Raw genomic sequence first — 13,965 nt, forward strand, 5'->3', positions numbered from 1 at the left:
ACTTTACGCAAGTTTCGTATCTAGTTTTCAGGGAATAATACTTCCTGATTGTATATTATAGCTTGGAGAGATACCCAAGTGGCTATAAGGGGACCCTCTGCTAAGGGGTTAGACTGCGTAAGTGGTGCGAGGGTTCGAATCCCTCTCTCTCCGCCAGTTTCCAACTATATATACTTTTTATGTGGCGGCGTAGCTCAGCTGGCTAGAGCGTACGGTTCATACCCGTAAGGTCGGGGGTTCGAGCCCCTCTGCCGCTACCATAAAACCATTCCAGTCGGAGGCTTAGCTCAGCTGGGAGAGCATCTGCCTTACAAGCAGAGGGTCGGCGGTTCGATCCCGTCAGCCTCCACCATTTTTCTTTCATATGCCGTTGTAGCTCAACTGGTAGAGCAACTGACTTGTAATCAGTAGGTTGGGGGTTCAAGTCCTCTCGACGGCACCACTTTACCCCAAAAAGTGAAGATGGTTCAATGATGGAGTTTCCGATTACTTTCCGGGGACCCCAATAATTAGTAACGCGGAGCTGTGGTGTAGTGGCCTAACATGCCTGCCTGTCACGCAGGAGACCGCGGGTTCGAATCCCGTCAGCTCCGCCATCTATTATTTTAAGTGAATTAGGACAAGCTAGAATAAAGTACATAAGGCTCGGTAGCTCAGTCGGTAGAGCAGAGGACTGAAAATCCTCGTGTCGGCGGTTCGATTCCGTCCCGAGCCATTGAGATGGTTGTGCTGCAAGAATGCAGCACGGGTATCTCTTATCTGGAGGCTTAGTGAAGTGGCTAAACACGGCAGACTGTAAATCTGCTCTCTCCGAGTTCGGTGGTTCGAATCCATCAGCCTCCATTTTCCTATGAGTCATTAGCTCAGTTGGTAGAGCACCTGACTTTTAATCAGGGTGTCGTAGGTTCGAATCCTACATGACTCACTTTTATAAGTAAACGTAGAAGACCAGTAGAGGTCTTTTTTTGTTTTAAATAGTCAGAGTTGGGCAACTAACGCCCCAATACTCACAGAAAAAAGCATCCTTAGGCAGGATGCTTTTTTCTGTTTCTTTCTTATTTCAACTTTTCTGCAACGGATTGCATTTTTTGCGTCATGGAAGCTGGTTTATCGCGGCGATCGTCTATTTTGATGGATGTGGAGACTCGCTGTGCACCGTTCGTAAATGGGACTTCATGGACGGCACGTATGACTTCTAGCAGTCGATCTAAGGAACCCTCAAGAATAGTGCCCATAGGGGTCATTTCAAAGGTGATATCTGTATGTTTCTCTAGTTCCTTGTGCAGATCAGCGACATAGCTGCTAAGGCTGGTGGTTGCCGTTCCTATAGGGATAATGGTGAATTCAGCGATAGCCATAGATGTCACTCTCTCCTTTCATCATATATAGCTCTCTTCTATTGTAGATGAGTGGCTAGAAGTAATGCAATCCATTAGTAGGGAGCAGGCTTTCATTTAAGAACTGGCAAGCTCGATGATATAATCGGCTGTTCTGGCTGCAAGCGCCATGACCGTGTTGGTGGGGTTCCCTCCACTAGAAGTTACGAAAGGGCTTGCACCGCAGATGAACAGGTTAGGGATGTCGTGGCTCTGACTGTAAGAGTTGACGACCGATGTTTCAGGGTTATTCCCCATGCGGCAACCGCCCATGAGATGCTGTGTATCGGGCACGACGTAGGCAACCTCGCCTCCAGCGGCTTTGAGGATTAGTTTCATATTCTCTACAGCGTGATCGATTAATTTGCGATCGTTATCTCCATAACTGAATGTCACGGATGCTCGCGGCATTCCAAATTCGTCTTTTTCAGCTGATAAGGAGACATGGTTGTCCCATTGCGGAAGTACTTCACCCACCATGGTTAAGCGTCCATAGTAGTTATAATCAAGCATTATTTGCCTTAGCTGTTGCCCCCAAATGAGCTCTCGCGTCGATTTGCTGATCCCTTCGGCCATATCAATAGGTCTCGAGCCGTGTGAGTGAATCGTATAGCCGCGAGCATAGCCTCTATGCGGATCGGTTTCATAGAAATCTTGAGTGGATGCCAACACAGGTGTTCCTTTATACAAGCGAACCTCCTGTTCAAATTTTGCGTAGACATCATTACTGCTGTGCGGCATGATAGCCCGGCCTACCCAACCACTTGAATTCGCCAGTCCGTCTGGAAATTGAGAGGTAGCGGAGTGGAGCAGCAGACGGGGAGTTTCAATTACGTGAGCACATAAAATAACGGTCTTAGCCCGTTGCCGGTAAGTAATCCCTTTGTGAACGAAGAGAACACCGCACACATGACCATTGTTATCAATTTCGATTTGAATAACCATACAATCAGGGAGTATTTCGGCTCCGGCTTGAACGGCCTTGGGGATATGAACGGTCAAAGTACTAAATTTGGCATTTGGCATACAGCCTTGTATACAGAATCCACGATTGATACAGGGAGGGCGTCCTTCAAAAGGAGCAGATAGAATAGCTAGCGGTGTAACTGCTGACTGAATCCCGAGTACTTCGCAACCTTTTTGAAATAAATAAGCATTAGGACTAAGGGGGTCACGTTCCGGATAAGGGTAAGGACCATTAAAGTTGCCCCAAGGGAAATGCTTCGGTCCGGAAACAGCAATTTCTTTTTCTATCTTGTTGTAATACGGCTCGAGATCTTTGTAATGAATGGGCCAATCTTCACCCACGCCATCGATGGACTTCGTTTTGAAATCAGATTCATGAAATCGCAAAAAAACACCGGTAAAGTTCTGTGTCCCTCCGCCAACCCCCCTACCTGAGTTATTGGTTCCCATTCCTAAAGGTTCCGTTCCATCAACAATCCGTGTATCCTCCCATGCTAAATGCCGCATGCCCAGCTCGTCACTAGCGAAGTCCTTCTGAGGATCACGCCAAGGACCAGCATCAAGCACGACAACGCTCAGGCCGGCTTCACTAAGCTCTTTGGCCAGCACACCGCCTGCTGCGCCTGCACCTACAATTAAGATATCGACTGATTCATCTTCATGTCTCCACTTCATGGCTCGCTCACTGCCTCCCAAGGATCGAGTTGGCCTAGATCTGTTCTCACATACCCGCGAGGATAAGCAGGACCGCCAAAACCGATCTCCGACCAGACTAAGGGATGAGAGTAATAGGCTTCTACACTTAGCTGAAGTAGTTTATGAAAGAGTGCTTTTTGTGGAATGCCCTCCCAAGCTTCGGTTGGGGGATAGCTTGCGCTGCTGATTTGGAGCATGATTTGCCGCTGTGCAGATTCATCCAGTTGGAAGAAAGGCCGACTGTTCTCTATCCAGCCCGCCTCATCAATAGCTTTAAGTCCCTGGCGCAGGAGAATTTGAATGGGGGGAACATTGACCTTACGCTGTCCCTCTCCTTTGTTTTCAGTTAATGTTTGATCAATATGACAGATGATATATTGAATAATATCTCCTCGATGATCATCCATGAGAAGCGCGCACCAGGCTCGTAATGTTTCCGCTTCAACAGGTGTTAAAAAACGGTACGAATGCTCACGAGTCAAACGAGCAGTCACGATAGACCGTGTATGTGAATCCCATTCCTTTTGCTCATCCATAACGTTATATGTCGGATAATAGGGATGATTCTTCATAATAATTCAGCCTCCATAGATAGCAGTTAGACCAAAAATGCTAATGATTGAAAATAGTAAGGGCATCATCACCGGCGGTCCTGTGAGAAAGTTCCGTAAAGCTAACCCGCCAACCCGTTTTCGAACACCTTTGATGTGAAAGAGAAATCCGATCAATCCTTGAATGACACCAAGCCAGAAACAGATATGTGTTATGGTATACCAGCCTTTACTATTCAGCAGTGTACTCATGATAGAGACGAAGCTGATAACTAGAGCTAGAATGACAGGCCCCCACATAAATTTGTTATGAAAGTTTTGTCGATAATGCGATAAGGTCACCTGCACCCATATGAAGAGATAGGCTACTCCGACCATTAAAATGATGACACGATCCAATACCCACTGACTCCAAACCATATGTATTACCCTCCTATAGGATGAGACCATCCTAGTACAATTATTTCCAAGTTTACAAAGAATATGAGTTCGTGTTCATTTAGCCATATTTCCCTATTTGGAATGAAAGGATTGACGAAACAGAACCCTTTTGCAGCTAGATGCAGGAGGGAACTTTCACATAAGGGGGGTCACTTATGCTACAATAGAGAGATAGAGATAGAAGATGCTATGGGAGTAAGGGGAGATTACAGATGGATTGGGAGCGAGTAAAAGAGCGTTTGGAAGCGGTTTTACAGTTGCCTATGCAGATTGGTTTGTTACCCGAGGCAGATTGGCAGCATTTGGCCGAAGAGCAGGAAGAGAATCGGGAAAGTTTTAGCCGAAGCGTTATGCGTGGTCAGGATGTGCTGTTTTATTTATCCAAAGAACATAAAGATATTCGCATTCTGCAAGTATTCGGAGCAAAGCTCACGGCATCTGAGCGTAAGCTGGTGGAAATGACTGTAGAGTCAAAGCAAACACAAGAAAAAAGGCAGTGGGGTGCTTTCTTATCTGAAGATGAAAGAAAAGCGCACCAATTAAGAGATTGGCTGCTGCAGCAGATGGAGCGCGGTTCTACTTATGCGGAGCTGCCGGATGCGCTTGCTTCACAATCCTCTTTGTATTCGACGAAAATTCCGCTGCTCTTATATGGGGATTACTCTCAAAATCAAAGTGTTTCCTACGCAGAGCTGAAGAAACTCTTGGAGTCTTTCTTCGAGTCGGAGATTATCCTGATTCCTTTACTGGAAAAAGAGTGGCTAATCCTAGCGCCGGAAGGTCTGCTAACAAGCGGCAGTGAGGAGCGAGAAGGTGACGAGGAGGAAAGCGTAGAGCAGATTCTCGACGCCTTTGGGTCAGGCTTGTATGAAATGCTTGCAAATGAGTGGGTAGGTGAATGTCATCTAGCCATTGATTATCCGGTAAAACCCGCGAAATCGCTGTATGCCACGATACTCAAGCTGCGGGAGACCATTATGCTGGGGCGTTCCTTTCATGTAGGCAGCTTTATTCATCTTCGTTGGGAGCTTCGATTGGAGAAGCTGCTGCATTTGATTGAAGAAGAGGAAAAAGCTGAATTCCTGGAACAGGTGCTGCGCGGTACAGACCATGCACTCGATGCAGAGACGGTGACGACGCTTGAACATTTCTTCACACTTGACTGTAACGTTAGTGAAACCGCGAAGAAGCTATATATTCATAGAAATACCTTGTTATATCGTTTGGACAAGTTCAAAAATGAGACAGGGCTAGATGTGAGAACGTTTAATCACGCGGTATTAGTGAGACTTGCATTGCTATTGTACAAAGTAACGAAAAGAAAGTGATTTTTTTGTAGGGATTGTGCATAGTCAGTCCGGCATCCGTAGGGTAAGATGAGTATAGTTAAAGTTGATAAATAAGTTTTGGAACGATAAACCGTAGGGGGAATGAAACCATGGCAGGCGTACGTTTAAATCATATCGTTAAAAAATATTCTGGTGCAGAAGAATCCACAGTTAAAGATTTCCATCTTGAAGTAGAAGATAAAGAGTTCGTCGTATTGGTTGGAGCATCCGGTTGCGGAAAATCCACAACTCTTCGTATGATCGCAGGATTAGAGGAAATCACTGAAGGTGAACTTTACATCGGAGACCGCCTTGTTAATGATGTAGCTCCTAAAGACCGCGATATCGCGATGGTATTCCAATCCTATGCCCTTTATCCGCATATGACTGTTTATCAAAACATGGCATTCGGCTTGAAGCTTCGTAAATTCAAAAAAGCAGATATCGATGCTCGCGTTCGTGAAGCAGCGAAAATCTTGGATATCGTTCACTTGTTAGATCGCAAACCAAAAGCTCTCTCCGGTGGTCAACGTCAACGTGTTGCCTTGGGTCGTGCGATTGTTCGTGAGCCACAAGTATTCTTAATGGATGAGCCGCTTTCCAACTTGGATGCGAAACTTCGTGTACAAATGCGTGCGGAAATCACAAAATTAACAAAACGTCTTGGTGTTACTACGATCTATGTAACGCATGACCAAATCGAAGCTATGACAATGGGCGATCGCATCGTTGTTATGGATAAAGGTATTATTCAACAAGCAGCTACACCTGAAGAAATCTACAACTTCCCAGTGAACATCTTCGTTGCGGGCTTCATTGGATCCCCATCGATGAACTTCATGACAGGTACATTGACACAAGAAGGAAGCGGCGTTTTCTTCAAAGCAGGTACTGTGAATGTTGAAATTCCAGCTGGTAAAGCACAAGTGCTGAAAGATAAAGGTTTCGTAGGTAAAGAAGTGATTCTGGGTGTTCGTCCAGAAGACATTCACGAAGAGCCCGTATTCTTGGAAGCATCACCTAACACTGTATTCAACGTGAATGTGGAATTGACTGAGAACTTGGGTCATGAAATGTACTTGTACCTTAACGGTATTGGCGCTAACACTGTAATCGCACGTGTTGACGGGCGTTCAGGAATTAAAGAAGGCACAAACGTTAAATTGGCTTTGGATATGAACAAAGTTCATTTCTTTGATAAAGATACAACATTATCCATCTTAATTAATCCTAATCTATAAAATTTTAACTGAAAGGCCAGCCGTTATCGGCTGGCCTTTTTGTCTTTATTGCAGCTTCACGAACACTTTAGTTGATTTCAAGTAGGTATTCCATTACGATGAAACTATTGGAAAGAATGAATATTTGAGATGAAGCACGTTTTGCACAGGCAAAACTCGAAGGAGATTGGACGATGGCCAAAAAAGTGAAGGTTTCCGAATTGGTGGAACAACTCCATATGGAGGTTCTTGCAGGTGAATCTGGACTAAAACGTCCAATAACAACAGGGGATCTTTACCGACCGGGTCTTGAGATGGCGGGGTATTTTAATTACCATCCAAGAGAACGTATCCAGATGCTAGGGAAGACGGAAGTCACCTTCATGGAAATGTTAACGACGGGTGTTCGGAGAAATAGGGTAGAGCAGCTGTGCTCGCCGGAGGAAACACCTTGTATCATTGTGACAAGAGGACTAGATGTTCCTGTTGAATTGCTGGAAGAAGCAACAAAGCGAGATCTTCCGGTACTTCGCAGTCAAATGTCTACGACAATCTTCGCGAGTCGTTTGACAGGGTTTCTGGAGAATAAACTAGCTCCAAGCACGACGATTCATGGTGTACTGGTCGATGTATACGGAATTGGCATGCTCATTACAGGAAGCAGCGGCATCGGGAAAAGTGAAACGGCACTTGAGCTCGTAAAAAGAGGTCATAGGCTTATCGCTGATGACGCAGTAGAAATTCGTCAAAATGGAGATAAGGTGCTCACGGGTAATGCGCCTGAGCTCATTCGTCATTTGCTTGAAATTCGCGGTGTCGGTATCATTAATGTCATGACCTTATTCGGAGCAGGTGCCATCCGCAATGTGAAGAAGATCTCCGTTGTTGTTAAATTAGAAAATTGGCAGCAGGACAAGCAATATGACAGATTAGGTCTTGATGAGGAACTGACCCGTATCATCGATACGGATCTGCCGCTTGTTACGATTCCTGTTCGACCAGGTCGAAACTTAGCGGTTATCGTGGAAGTGGCTGCGATGAACTATCGTTTGAAGCGAATGGGGTACAACGCGGCGCTTCAGTTTACGAATAAACTGACAGAGTCGTTGAACGAAGATTTTGAGGACTTTGATTGATTAAAAACCACACAACATAATGAAGGAGTGAAACCATGCTCGAGAGTATTGCTTTTTCCCTTGGACCGATCCATGTCCGGTGGTATGGAATTATTTTAGGTACAGCAGCGTTAGTTGGTTTGTTATTGGCGATCAGGGAAGGAAAACGATTCCGAATTGTTCCTGACTTTTTCATGGATTTATTGTTAATTGGTGTACCTTCAGCCATTATTGGGGCAAGAATATATTATGTGGCCTTCCAATGGTCCGATTATAAGAACAATTTAGCTGAGATTTTTATGATTTGGCATGGCGGCATAGCTATTTATGGGGCGTTAATTGGCGCGATTATCGGTACTTTTTTCTACGTAAGAGCCAAAGGATATACATTCTTGAGAATCGCTGATATTTGTGCGCCGGGTTTAATCGTCGGCCAAGCGATTGGACGCTGGGGCAATTTCATGAATCAGGAAGCACACGGAGGTCCTGTTTCGGAGTCATTCTTACGTAATACTTTACATTTACCGAATTTTATCGTGAATCAAATGAACATTGAAGGTACATTTTATCACCCGGCGTTTCTGTATGAATCTGTCTGGAATATATTAGGGCTGTTGGTTCTACTCTGGCTTCGTCGCAGACCTTTCCTACGGGCAGGGGAACTATTTTTCAGTTACTTTATTTGGTACTCCATTGGTCGTTTCTTTGTTGAAGGTGTGCGTACAGATAGTCTTGATTTCACGGGCCCAACGTGGCTTGCATCGCTCATGAATACACTATGGTCCCCAATGACAGTTGTGTTCGAACCTGGTGTACTTACCTATGGCGGTAATGTGAGATTCTCGCAGCTCTTAGCGCTTCTGATTGTGATTGGAATGGTTATTGTTATTATCGTGAGAAGGAAAAAAGGGTACGCGAATGTGCGTTATGCAGATCCGATTGTATCTACGAAAGCTTTGGAGAAAAACAAAGTATTGAAGGATCACGAGATAGAAGATAAAGGAGCAGACTATGATTCAAACCGTACTGTTTGACCTGGATGGCACGATTGTCGATACGAACGAGCTTATTGTGCAATCATTTTTGCATAGCTTGGAAGGCGAAACGACAGAGCCTGTAAGTCGGGAGCTTATCATTCCGAATATGGGGCGACCGCTTGTGGAACAAATGGAGCTTTTTACGGGTAGAAAAGAAGTTGAGGAGATCATTAAGAAGTATCGGACGTTCAACTTATCGAAGCATGATGAGCTGGTCAAAGAATTCCCGAATGTGCGCACGGTGATGGCGAAGCTGCACGAAAAAGGCATTAAAATTGGCATCGTGACGAGCAAAATTCGGCAAACGACTTTGATGGGCCTAAAGTTGTGCGGACTGGACACATTCGTTAGTGCCATTGTTACCGTTGAAGATGTGAAAGAGCCGAAACCTCATCCCGAAGGTATACTCGCAGCACTTAAGGAGTTAGGCAGTTCCGCGGACCAAGCGATGATGGTTGGAGACAGTCATTATGATATTGAGGCTGCGAAAAATGCGGGAGTTACGTCTGTTGGCGTATCTTGGTCTTGGAAAGGGCGCTCTTATTTAGAGCAGTACAAACCAGATCATCTGATTGACGATATAACTGACCTGCTGCCCATATTAGGGCTGACGTCGGATGTGGATGCTAGTTGAGAAAAACGGACAAGTACCCGGTCGATGGACCTAATGCTTTATGGCAAATATATCATACCGTCAGCAAATGGAAGGCGATTCGGAATTTTATTTTTATCCAAATAACCCGATACTCGCCTTCGCTGCGTATGAAGAATTGGATCTATCGTCATGTGCTCCGGATGGAGGTTGGTGAGCATACTGCTTTTGCTTTAATGGTGATGGTGGATGTGTTTTTTCCAGAAAAGATCCATATTGGAAGCAATACCATCATTGGGTATAACACCACGATTCTGGCCCATGAATATCTAACAAAAGAGTACAGACTAGGAGATGTAAATATTGGTTCACATGTGATGGTGGGAGCCAATACGACGATCCTCCCCGGTGTGACGATTGGGGATTATGCGATCATTGGGGCGGGTTCGGTTGTGCATAAGGATGTGGCACCATATAGCTTTGTGGCAGGGAATCCACTGCAGACGATTCGTGAAAAGCATAATGAGAAATGAGAGTTGTACGCTACAAAGCAGTGCAGCTCTCTTTCTTTGCGTGTGAAGAGGTATATAAGACTCCTCAAGGATAGGGAAAGTGACAATTGACGGTCCTAAGGTTACGTGATAAAATAGCCGTACATTCTTTATTTTGGTAGCATGGTAGCACGTTACTGTATTAAAGCAAAATGAAGAAGGAAATTAAACTGAATTCCTAGATGTTGAGGTGAGACAGTGTCAAAGCCAAAAGTATTTGAAAAACCGTTAGGTGTTAAGGATTACTTGCCTGAGGCAGTTACGAAGCTGCGAAATATAGAATACCGTGTGTTGGCTTGTATGGAACGCTGGGGATATAACCAGATCATTACACCTACACTTGAATATTACGATACCGTTGGAGTGGCGAGCTCCACAGAAGATAAGAAGTTGTTTAAATTGCTGGACCGTAAGGGAAAGACGCTTGTTTTGCGGTCTGAATTGACTGCACCAATTGCGCGTGTAGCCTCATCGCTACTCAAGGAGCATGCGTTCCCTTTGCGCCTATCCTATCACTCTAATGTATTCCGTGCGATTGAAGAAGAAGCAGGACGTGATTCGGAGTTTTTCCAAACGGGTGTCGAGCTTGTTGGAGATGCTTCATCCGACGCGGATGCCGAGGTTGTGGCTTTGGCCATTGCTTCGCTGCAAGCCGCGGGCGTGAATACGTTCAAAATTGCGCTTGGTCATGTTGGCTTCCTGAATGGCCTGTTCCAGGAAACGCTGGAAGGACGCAACGATGCACAGCTTACGCTGAAGGAACACTTGCTCAGTCGAGATTATGTGGGGTACCGCGAAGCGATTAAGTCTTTGGCTCTTACACCCGAGGTGGAGCGTGAGCTGGGCGGTGTATTAAGACTTAGAGGCGGAGATGAAATTTGTGAGCAGGCTCGTATGGTGTCTCAGCACCCCATCGCGCAAGACGCGATTCGTCATTTATGCGAAGTGTGGGATGTTTTGCAAGCCTATGGGGTTAGTGAGCACGTGGTGATTGATTTAACGATGATTGGAGATTTCTCTTACTATACAGGTATGACTTTTGAGGGCTATGCGGCCGATCTAGGCTTCCCTGTTTGCAGCGGAGGCAGATATGATAATCTGCTGAGTCAGTTTGGGCGTCCGGCGCCGGCAACAGGATTTGCATTAAAGACGAACCGAATTCTTGAGGTTACAGGAAAAGAAAATGTGGAGCAGCCGGGCCGTGTACTGATTGCCTACGATGCTGAGCATCGTGAAGAAGCGCTGCAGCTGGCAAAGGCTATGCGAAGCAGTGATGATGAGGTTGTGATTATCACACACCTGGTACACGAGCATGAAGCTTGGTCGACTGATTTGTTGAAAAGGGATGACGGACAATACGAGCTTAGAGGAACCGTTTATGATGATGTTATTACGTTGATTGCGTAGTAGATGAATACAGTGAAGCAGCATGAAAACAATGTGGAGAGTCGTACTCAAGTGAATGTGTGCGTTTAACCCCGTTGATTGGAAGGTTGAAGGAGGTTGGAACGTTGGATGATATTCTCAAAGTAGCGATGCCGAAAGGCCGTATTTATAAACAAGCAGCAAAGCTGTTTCATCAAGCTGGGCTTTCGATTCCGGAGGACTTGGAAGAAGGACGCAGGTTAATTATTCCCGTACCAGAGGCGAGAATGGAATTCATTTTGGCGAAGCCGGTGGATGTTCCTACCTATGTCGAATATGGGGTAGCGGATATCGGGGTTGTCGGCAAAGATGTCCTGATGGAGGAGAATCGCAATGTCTACGAGCTGCTGGATCTGGGCATCGCACGGTGCCGAATGTCGGTCATCGGTTTGCCGGATTGGAAGCAAGTGATCAATCCGCGGGTAGCGACGAAGTACCCGAACGTTGCTTCACAGTATTTTCGCGAGAAGGGGCAGCAGGTCGAGGTAATTAAGCTGAACGGCTCAATCGAGCTTGCGCCGCTCATCGGTCTTGCTGACCGTATCGTGGACATGGTCGAAACGGGCCAGACGCTCAAGGAGAACGGACTTGTGGAGCAAGAGGAGATTTTTCAGATTACGAGCCGTTTAATTGCGAATCGGGTTAGTTACCGCATGAAGAATGATTCCATTCAGCGGTTGTGTGATACGCTGCAGGCGGTACTGCCTGTGTTGACGAAGATATAGAGTAAAGAAAGGTGAACTTATACGATCAAGAGAGGATGATGGAGATGCGGATACTTCCCGCCTCGGAATTTCAGTTGAAGCGCGAGGTCGAATACGGCTCACCAGAGCAAAATGAGACCGTCCGGCGCATCATCGATGAGGTGCGGCAGGACGGAGATGCCGCGCTGCGACGCATGGCGCAGCAGTTCGACCGCGTGGACGTCGCTGAGCTTCGCGTCAGCGACGAGGAGATCCAGGCGGCGTACGCGCAAGTCGACGCCGAGTTCCTGGCGGCGCTGCGACAAGCCGCCGCCAACATTCGTGCGTTTCATGAGAAGCAGAAACGCACGTCTTGGATGGACCTGCAGGCGAACGGCAGCCTGCTGGGCCAAATCATCCGACCGCTGAAGCGGGTCGGATTGTACGTGCCCGGAGGGAAGGCGGCTTACCCTTCCTCCGTGCTCATGAACGCAATCCCCGCGATCGTCGCGGGGGTGCCGGAGATTGCGATGGTGACGCCTCCGGCCACCGCAGGAGAAGCGGGCATCAACCCGCATATCCTTGTGGCAGCAGCCGAAGCGGGTGTGAAAGAGATCTACCGCGTAGGCGGGGCGCAGGCTGTAGCCGCGCTGGCCTACGGCACGGAATCGATCCCGCCGGTCGATAAGATTGTCGGACCCGGCAACATCTACGTCGCGCTGGCGAAGCGCTTCGTATTCGGCGTCGTCGATATCGACATGATCGCCGGGCCAACCGACATCGTCGTGCTGGCGGACGAGCACGCCGACCCTGAATACGTAGCGGCTGATTTGCTGGCACAGGCCGAGCATGACGAGATGTCACCGTCGATTCTGGTGACACCGTCAAGAGAGCTTGCCGAATCCGTTCGGCAAGAGCTATGGCGGCAGCTGGACGTGCTGCCGAAGAAAGCGATCGCTTCTGTGTCCACAGCGACCAAAGGAGCAATACTCCTTGTGGATAACTTGGACGAGGGCGTTGACGTTGTCAATCGCTTGGCACCGGAGCATTGCGAGCTGCTGGTGCAGGAGCCTTTTAACCTGCTGCCGCGCATTGAGAATGCCGGAGCTATTTTCCTTGGCGCCTACAGCACGGAGCCTGTAGGCGACTATTTCGCCGGACCTAACCATGTGCTGCCGACGAACGGCACGGCACGGTTTTCATCGCCACTGAATGTGGACGATTTTCTAAAAAAATCAAGCGTTATTCACTATAGTAAGGAAGCGCTGCTCGCGAACGGCGAGATGATCATGACTTTGGCCCGTAATGAAGGGCTGGAAGGTCATGCGAGAGCGGTAGAGATACGACTCAAGAAGGAAGGGAAGTTGAGTTAGATGGCTGAACAGGATAAAGCGATTGCTCGCTCAGCGAGTGTTGAACGCAAAACAAATGAAACCGACATTGCCCTCTCGTTCCAAGTGGACGGAACAGGAGTATCTGAGATTCAAACGGATGTTCCTTTCTTGAATCATATGCTGGATTTGTTCACGAAGCATGGCCAATTCAATCTGAATGTTGTCGCTAAGGGCGATATCGAGATTGACGATCATCATACGGTTGAAGATATCGGTATTTGTTTGGGTCAGACGCTTCGAGAAGCTCTCGGTGACAAAAGAGGAATTAAACGCTATGCGAGCGTTTTCGTACCTATGGATGAGGCGCTTGCACAAGTCGTTATTGATATTAGCAATCGTCCGCATTTTGAATATCGTGCCCAGTATCCTTCAGCGACAGTAGGCAGCTTTGAAACACAGCTTGTTCATGAGTTCCTATGGAAGCTAGCTCTCGAAGCTCGCATTACGCTTCATGTTATCGTGCATTACGGACAGAATACACATCATATGATTGAAGCGGTGTTTAAAGCGTTAGGCCGTGCGCTGGATGAAGCGACATCGATTGATCCTCGCGTGCAGGGGGTTCCTTCGACGAAGGGAGTGCTCTAAGG

General features: G+C 47.0%; 14 protein-coding genes and 8 tRNA genes. 18 read left to right on the forward strand and 4 right to left on the reverse strand.

Translation table 11 applies throughout. From position 1 onward, the window contains the following. Positions 1-64 precede the first annotated feature (64 nt). The 8 genes from BLT91_RS23010 to BLT91_RS23045 all read left to right on the forward strand — a co-directional run bounded on the left by BLT91_RS23010 (position 65) and on the right by BLT91_RS23045 (position 925). Positions 65-156 (forward strand) — tRNA-Ser (locus tag BLT91_RS23010). A 27-nt stretch (positions 157-183) separates the two neighbouring features. Next, positions 184-260 (forward strand) — tRNA-Met (locus BLT91_RS23015). 16 nt (positions 261-276) lie between these two features. Continuing rightward, positions 277-352: transfer RNA gene (locus BLT91_RS23020), tRNA-Val, on the forward strand. 14 nt (positions 353-366) lie between these two features. Then, positions 367-442 (forward strand) — tRNA-Thr (locus tag BLT91_RS23025). Between the two features lie 77 nt (positions 443-519). After that, positions 520-596, forward strand: a tRNA-Asp gene (locus tag BLT91_RS23030). A gap of 46 nt (positions 597-642) precedes the next feature. Beyond that, a tRNA-Phe gene (locus tag BLT91_RS23035) sits at positions 643-715 on the forward strand. 46 nt (positions 716-761) lie between these two features. Beyond that, positions 762-843 (forward strand) — tRNA-Tyr (locus tag BLT91_RS23040). A gap of 9 nt (positions 844-852) precedes the next feature. Next, positions 853-925 (forward strand) — tRNA-Lys (locus tag BLT91_RS23045). A 130-nt stretch (positions 926-1,055) separates the two neighbouring features. Here BLT91_RS23045 and BLT91_RS23050 read toward each other — a convergent pair. From BLT91_RS23050 to BLT91_RS23065, 4 genes are all read right to left on the reverse strand, one after another. Beyond that, positions 1,056-1,358: an MTH1187 family thiamine-binding protein gene (locus BLT91_RS23050; RefSeq protein WP_090825329.1), complete on the reverse strand. Its 303-nt coding sequence runs from the start codon at positions 1,356-1,358 to the stop codon at positions 1,056-1,058. Positions 1,359-1,454: 96 nt separating this feature from the next. Then, on the reverse strand, positions 1,455-3,017 hold the full coding sequence (locus BLT91_RS23055; protein ID WP_090825331.1) for a GMC family oxidoreductase: 1,563 nt from the start codon (positions 3,015-3,017) through the stop codon (positions 1,455-1,457). Further along, a complete protein-coding gene (locus tag BLT91_RS23060) occupies positions 3,014-3,610 on the reverse strand; it encodes a gluconate 2-dehydrogenase subunit 3 family protein (protein WP_090825333.1) in 597 nt (198 codons plus the stop codon). Before BLT91_RS23060 ends, BLT91_RS23055 begins: the two co-directional genes overlap by 4 nt. 6 nt (positions 3,611-3,616) lie before the next feature. Continuing rightward, on the reverse strand, positions 3,617-4,009 hold the full coding sequence (locus tag BLT91_RS23065; RefSeq protein ID WP_090825335.1) for a hypothetical protein: 393 nt from the start codon (positions 4,007-4,009) through the stop codon (positions 3,617-3,619). A 233-nt stretch (positions 4,010-4,242) separates the two neighbouring features. Between BLT91_RS23065 and BLT91_RS23070 the strand changes: the two genes are divergently transcribed. The 10 genes from BLT91_RS23070 (at position 4,243) to hisB (ending at position 13,963) form a co-directional block, all read left to right on the forward strand. Beyond that, the gene (locus tag BLT91_RS23070; protein WP_090825337.1) at positions 4,243-5,358 is read left to right on the forward strand and encodes a PucR family transcriptional regulator; all 1,116 of its coding nucleotides are present in this window, start codon (positions 4,243-4,245) and stop codon (positions 5,356-5,358) included. A 110-nt stretch (positions 5,359-5,468) separates the two neighbouring features. After that, positions 5,469-6,599: an ABC transporter ATP-binding protein gene (locus BLT91_RS23075; RefSeq protein ID WP_090825339.1), complete on the forward strand. Its 1,131-nt coding sequence runs from the start codon at positions 5,469-5,471 to the stop codon at positions 6,597-6,599. Between the two features lie 173 nt (positions 6,600-6,772). Further along, positions 6,773-7,714 (forward strand): HPr(Ser) kinase/phosphatase, encoded by a 942-nt coding sequence (gene hprK / locus BLT91_RS23080; protein ID WP_057302634.1) that lies wholly within the window; start codon positions 6,773-6,775, stop codon positions 7,712-7,714. Positions 7,715-7,749: 35 nt separating this feature from the next. Then, complete coding sequence (lgt, locus tag BLT91_RS23085) at positions 7,750-8,727, forward strand: prolipoprotein diacylglyceryl transferase (protein WP_090825341.1); 978 nt, start codon at positions 7,750-7,752, stop codon at positions 8,725-8,727. Next, entirely contained in the window at positions 8,705-9,364 is a 660-nt protein-coding gene (gene ppaX, locus BLT91_RS23090; RefSeq protein ID WP_090825343.1) for a pyrophosphatase PpaX, read from the forward strand. Before lgt ends, ppaX begins: the two co-directional genes overlap by 23 nt. Continuing rightward, complete coding sequence (locus BLT91_RS23095) at positions 9,361-9,855, forward strand: acyltransferase (RefSeq protein ID WP_090825345.1); 495 nt, start codon at positions 9,361-9,363, stop codon at positions 9,853-9,855. Before ppaX ends, BLT91_RS23095 begins: the two co-directional genes overlap by 4 nt. A gap of 216 nt (positions 9,856-10,071) precedes the next feature. Next, positions 10,072-11,280 (forward strand): ATP phosphoribosyltransferase regulatory subunit, encoded by a 1,209-nt coding sequence (locus tag BLT91_RS23100; RefSeq protein WP_090825347.1) that lies wholly within the window; start codon positions 10,072-10,074, stop codon positions 11,278-11,280. A gap of 104 nt (positions 11,281-11,384) precedes the next feature. Next, positions 11,385-12,023, forward strand: a complete 639-nt coding sequence (gene hisG / locus BLT91_RS23105; RefSeq protein ID WP_090825349.1) for an ATP phosphoribosyltransferase — start codon at positions 11,385-11,387, stop codon at positions 12,021-12,023. A 44-nt stretch (positions 12,024-12,067) separates the two neighbouring features. Beyond that, positions 12,068-13,354, forward strand: coding sequence for a histidinol dehydrogenase (gene hisD / locus BLT91_RS23110; RefSeq protein WP_090825351.1), 1,287 nt, complete (start codon positions 12,068-12,070; stop codon positions 13,352-13,354). Beyond that, positions 13,355-13,963 (forward strand): imidazoleglycerol-phosphate dehydratase HisB, encoded by a 609-nt coding sequence (gene hisB / locus BLT91_RS23115; protein WP_090825353.1) that lies wholly within the window; start codon positions 13,355-13,357, stop codon positions 13,961-13,963. It abuts the gene before it with no gap. Positions 13,964-13,965 lie beyond the last annotated feature (2 nt).

The organism is Paenibacillus sp. yr247, assembly GCF_900103825.1.
GTDB lineage: Bacteria > Bacillota > Bacilli > Paenibacillales > NBRC-103111 > Paenibacillus_E.